We start from the raw sequence: 5,402 nt of genomic DNA, 5'->3' as shown, positions 1-5,402 counted from the left end.
CGACCTCTCCCCCAGAGGGAGAGGTGTCGCTGCGCGACTTCGGATGTCACCCACCTCTCCCTGGGGGGAGAGGTCGCCGCGGAGCTCACCGAATTCGCATTTGCGAATTCGGTTGGGGTGAGGGGGCCTTCCTTAAGCGGGCCAAAAAAATGATCCGCCACATCTCCCGCCTTCGGCTGTCTGCCTTCCGCAATTATGCTTCGGCGGCGCTCGATCTTGATGAGCGCCATGTCGTGCTGACCGGCTCCAATGGCTCGGGCAAGACCAATCTGCTCGAAGCCGTCTCGGTGCTCTCGCCCGGCCGCGGTCTGCGCGGGGCCAGTTTTGAAACCTTGCAGCAGCAGGGTTCCGACATTGGCTGGGCCGTGGCGGCGACGGTGGAAACCGATGATGGGCCGGCCGATATCGGCACCGGCGCTCTTCCGGATGGCGGGCGGCGGGTGCGGGTCAATGGCGCCAATGCGCGTTCGATTGAAGCCATGAGCGACTATCTGCGCGTGCTCTGGTTGACCCCGAGCATGGATGGGCTCTTTTCGGGCCCTGCGGGCGAGCGGCGGCGGTTTCTCGATCGTCTGGTGACGACGCTGATCCCTTCGCACTCTTCGACCGTCTCCGACTTTGAAAAGGCCATGCGGCAGCGCAACAAGCTGCTCGAAGAAGGCACCGACCCGCGATGGCTCAATGCGGTTGAAGTGCAGATGGCCGAGCTTGGGGCCTCGATCCATCTCAATCGGGCGGATAGCCTCGCCCATCTCCAGGCGCTGATCACCGAAAGCCTCGATGATGCCAGTTTCCCCGCGGCAAGGCTGTCGCTGACCCCGCTTTTCGAGGACGGGGCCGAGGCGACGACCTCGGCCGAGCTCGAGGCTCTCCTGACGCAGCGCTGGCATGCGGCACGCGGCCTTGATCGCGCGGCCGGACGCACCACATCAGGTCCACACCGGGTCGACCTCGAAGTCATGCATGCGCAAAAGCACATGCCGGCGGCTCTGGGCTCGACCGGGGAACAGAAGGCGCTGCTGATTGGCCTGATCCTCGCCCATGCGCGGCTGGTGCGCCTCAGGACCGGCATCGTGCCTTTCCTGCTGCTCGACGAAATCGCGGCCCATCTCGATCCCGACCGGCGACGAGCGCTGTTTCTGGCGCTTGATGGGTTGGGGACGCAGTGTTTTCTGACCGGGACTGACCCCGTTCTCTTCGAGGCGCTGGAAGACCGGGCGCAGCGTTTTACCGTGCACGAGGGCCGTGTGGCGCGGGACTAGCGCGATAGCTGCAAAAAGCTGCCCTTATGCCCACCAAAAGCCACGAAAACCGGCAATTTTCTTGGGGTTTACACCCCGTTCCGGTAGAACCAAGTAACCAAAAGTACGAGTGATTCGGACCCCATGAGCGACAGCGAAAATCCGACCCCGAACGAGTATGGCGCCGACAGCATCAAGGTGCTCAAGGGGCTCGATGCCGTGCGCAAGCGCCCCGGCATGTATATCGGGGACACGGATGACGGTTCGGGCCTGCATCACATGGTCTATGAGGTGGTCGACAACGCCATCGACGAGGCCCTGGCCGGCCACGCCGACCTCGTCACCGTGACGCTCAATGCCGACGGCTCCTGCTCGGTCAACGACAATGGTCGCGGCATTCCGACCGGCATTCACGCCTCCGAAGGTGTGTCGGCGGCCGAGGTCATCATGACCCAGCTCCATGCCGGCGGTAAGTTCGACCAGAATTCCTATAAGGTTTCCGGTGGCCTCCATGGCGTGGGCGTGTCCGTCGTCAATGCGCTCTCGGTCTATCTCAAGCTCAACATTCGCCGCGATGGCGAAATCCACGAGATGAGCTTTACCCATGGCGTCGCCGATGCGCCGCTCAAGGTCATCGGCACCTATGTCGAGAACAAGCAGCCGGGCACCTATGAAGGCCGATCGGGCTCGGAAATCTCTTTCCTGCCCTCGACCGACACCTTCACCATGGTGGACTTCGACTTCAAGACGCTCGAACACCGCCTGCGCGAACTGGCCTTCCTCAACTCGGGCGTGCGCATTCACCTGCGCGATCATCGCCACCCCGAGCCCGTGGAAGTCGAACTCTTCTATGAGGGCGGGCTCGAAGCCTTCGTAAAATATCTCGACAAATCCAAGGCGCCGGTGATCGAGACCCCGATCACCATGATCTCGGAAAAGGACGGCATCACCGTCGAAGTGGCGCTTCAGTGGAACGACAGCTACCACGAGAATGTGCTGTGCTTCACCAACAACATCCCCCAGCGCGATGGCGGCACCCACTTGGCCGGTCTTCGTGGCGCGCTGACGCGCCAGGTGACGGGCTATGCGACGAGCTCCGGCATCGCCAAGAAGGAAAAGGTCGAGCTTAACGGCGACGATACGCGCGAAGGCCTGACCTGCGTCTTGTCCGTGAAAGTGCCGGACCCGAAATTCTCGTCGCAGACCAAGGACAAGCTGGTTTCCTCCGAAGTCCGCCCCGTTGTCGAAAATATCGTCAACGAGAAGCTCGGCCAGTGGTTTGAAGAGCATCCCAACGAAGCCAAGGTTATCGTCGGCAAGGTGGTGGAAGCCGCCGCCGCCCGCGAAGCTGCGCGAAAAGCCCGCGAACTGACCCGCCGCAAGGGCGCGCTCGAAATTTCCTCGCTCCCCGGCAAGCTGGCTGACTGCCAGGAACGCGACCCGGCAAAGTCGGAAATCTTCATCGTCGAGGGTGACTCGGCAGGTGGTTCGGCCAAGCAGGGGCGTGATCGCTCCAATCAGGCCGTGTTGCCGCTGCGCGGCAAGATCCTCAATGTGGAGCGCGCGCGCTTTGACCGCATGATCTCGTCCGACCAGGTCGGCACGCTGATCACGGCGCTCGGCACCGGCATTGGCCGGGAAGAGTTCAACGCCGACAAGCTGCGCTACCACAAGATCATCATCATGACGGACGCCGACGTCGACGGCGCCCATATCCGCACGCTGCTTCTGACCTTCTTCTTCCGCCAGACGCGGGAACTGCTGGAACGTGGGCATATCTATATCGCCCAGCCGCCGCTCTATAAGGCGACGCGCGGCCGCTCCGAACAGTATCTGAAGGACGAGCGGGCACTCGAAAACTACCTGCTCGACGCAGGGCTTGACGAAACGGTGTTCACGACGCGCGATGGGGTCGAGCATGCCGGGCCCGACCTGCTCTCGATCCTGCAGCAGGCGCGCGATATCGACTATGCGATCAAGAACCTGAACCTGCGCTACAACCGCAATCTGGTGGAACAGTCTGCCATCGTCGGCGCGCTTGATCCGGACGGCATGGCCGATCCCGAAAAGAGCGCCGAGACGCTCAAGCGCGTTGCCAACCGGCTCGACCGCATTTCCGACGAGCTGGAACGCGGCTGGAGCGGGGCGATCACCGACGAGGACGCCCTGGCATTCTCGCGCACGGTTCGCGGCGTCACCGAGACGCACCAGATCGACCGGGCGCTGCTGCAATCGGCGGATGCGCGCAAGCTCCGGCAGCTCGCTGGGCGGCTCGACGAGCTGTTCGGAGGGGTTCCGACGCTCAAGCGCAAGGGCGACACGATCAATATCTTTGGGCCGAGTTCGCTGTTCAAGGCCGTCACCGATGCCGGCCGCAAGGGCGTGAGCCTGCAGCGCTACAAGGGTCTTGGCGAAATGAACGCCGAGCAGCTTTGGGAAACGACGCTCGATCCCAATGCGCGCACGCTGCTGCGGGTGGAAATCGACCAGACCGACGAAGCCGACCAGATCTTTACCGCGCTCATGGGCGACCTCGTCGAACCGCGCCGCGATTTCATCCAGGACAACGCGCTCAACGTGAGCAATCTGGACGTCTAGGCGTACCGGTCTGCCGCCAATCCAATCTTGGTGTCATCCCCGCGAAAGCGGGGATTTCCATTTTGGGGCGTGGCTTGTTTCGCCGCGTCAGAAGCTGGTGCGCTCGCGGCTCCGCGGATCATCCACCATCCGCTCGCGATAGATCTCGCCCAACCTCGCCTTGGCGCGCCAGGGGCGGGCTTTGGTGAGCGCCACGTCATAGGGCGGATCATGCCGATCGAGCGTTGCGATAACGTAGGACGGTTCTGCCGATGCCGGACACTGGGCAATTACCTTGCCGTCGGGGCCAACAATGCCCGCCGGGCCTTCTGATGACTTTTGTGCCGGGGTGGCTCCGGCGATCCAGAGGCAATTGAGCCCGGCATGGGCGCGGAGGGCGATCTGGAAATATTCGGGAATGCCATAGCTGCCAAACAGCACGGCATCGACGCCGAGCGCCTCATACTGGCTGAACACCTCGGGAAACTGCGACTCGATGCAGATGGCGAGGCCAAACCGAAAACCGTCGACCTCAAAGGTGATTGGCTCGGTGCCGGGCGTGTACCAATCGGTGATCTCGGTATGGGAGAGGAAGCGCTTATCGTAGCGCGTCAACAGGTCTCCCGAGGCGGACAGGACATAGAGACTGTTATGCGGTCGGGTGGCGGCATCCAGTCTGTGAGCACCGCCGATGACCGCATGAATACCGAGCTTGCCACAGAGGGCGGCGATGTCGCGCAACTCGCTGTCCTGGGCGTACCAGTCGAACGCATGCCATTGGTCCGGGCGCATGATCTGGGATTTGGCATAGCCGGACAGGGCGCCTTCGCAAAAGACGACGAGCCGGATGCTCTCCTGATGGGCCGCGAGGAGTATTTTCCGGATCGCCTCGCCATTGGCCCGGATGTCCGGCTCGACAGGCGTTTGCGCGACGGCAATCTTCATTCGCGGTCCTCCGGTATCAGGGCCGAAGGTGGCCGATTCGGATGACAGCTGCGCCCGCTTTTTTCACGGGCGACGCACCGCCTAGCGCTTGCGCACGAATTCGGTGCGGAGGACGAGGCCCTTAATGGCGTCGTGCCGGCAATCGATCTCTTCGGGATTGTCGGTGAGCCGGATCGACTTGATGACCGTGCCCTGCTTCAGCGTCTGGCCGGCGCCTTTCACCTTCAGGTCCTTGATCAACACGACGGAATCGCCATCGGCAAGGGCATTGCCGGAGGCGTCGACTACGGTCGGGATATCGCTGGTTGCAGTTGCCTCGGAAGCAGGGCGCCACTCGCCGCTTGCTTCGTCATAGACATAGTCATCATCGGAATTGGTCATGACCTCCTCTTGGCAGGGGAAGACGACCTTGCCAAGGTCGGCCATCGGAGCAAATGGCGAGTGGCCATCGGATTTATCGTTCACCCTCGCGGACCAATCCGTTCTGTCTGGCCGCCTTGTGCGTACAGCCATCACCCCCTAGCTATGAGCCAACATGAATTGGGCCCCGTGAGGCAAAAATGAAAAAGATCGGCTTTCTGTCCTTCGGGCATTGGAATCCCTCGCCGCAATCGGGCACGCGCTCGGCCGGCGATGCGC

4 protein-coding genes and 1 pseudogene are annotated in these 5,402 nt (G+C 62.4%); 3 read left to right on the top strand and 2 right to left on the bottom strand.

What is annotated here, in order from left to right:
* The first annotated feature begins 149 nt into the window (after positions 1 to 149).
* Together recF and gyrB are read left to right on the top strand one after the other, a co-directional pair.
* On the top strand, positions 150 to 1,262 hold the full coding sequence (recF, locus tag ABW043_RS05665; RefSeq protein WP_353920252.1) for a DNA replication/repair protein RecF: 1,113 nt from the start codon (positions 150 to 152) through the stop codon (positions 1,260 to 1,262).
* Positions 1,263 to 1,385: 123 nt separating this feature from the next.
* On the top strand, positions 1,386 to 3,839 hold the full coding sequence (gene gyrB / locus ABW043_RS05660; protein WP_353920251.1) for a DNA topoisomerase (ATP-hydrolyzing) subunit B: 2,454 nt from the start codon (positions 1,386 to 1,388) through the stop codon (positions 3,837 to 3,839).
* Positions 3,840 to 3,926: 87 nt separating this feature from the next.
* On the opposite strand, the gene ABW043_RS05655 is transcribed toward gyrB, so the two are convergent.
* Entirely contained in the window at positions 3,927 to 4,763 is an 837-nt protein-coding gene (locus ABW043_RS05655; protein ID WP_353920250.1) for a carbon-nitrogen hydrolase family protein, read from the bottom strand.
* A gap of 81 nt (positions 4,764 to 4,844) precedes the next feature.
* Complete coding sequence (locus ABW043_RS05650; protein ID WP_353920249.1) at positions 4,845 to 5,144, bottom strand: alkylphosphonate utilization protein; 300 nt, start codon at positions 5,142 to 5,144, stop codon at positions 4,845 to 4,847.
* A 179-nt stretch (positions 5,145 to 5,323) separates the two neighbouring features.
* Here ABW043_RS05650 and ABW043_RS05645 point away from each other — a divergent pair.
* Positions 5,324 to 5,402, top strand: a pseudogene (locus tag ABW043_RS05645) (LLM class flavin-dependent oxidoreductase); the annotation flags it as partial.

The organism is Devosia sp. (assembly GCF_040509215.1).
Taxonomy (GTDB): domain Bacteria; phylum Pseudomonadota; class Alphaproteobacteria; order Rhizobiales; family Devosiaceae; genus Devosia.
This window is presented reverse-complemented; position numbering and strand designations above follow the sequence as displayed.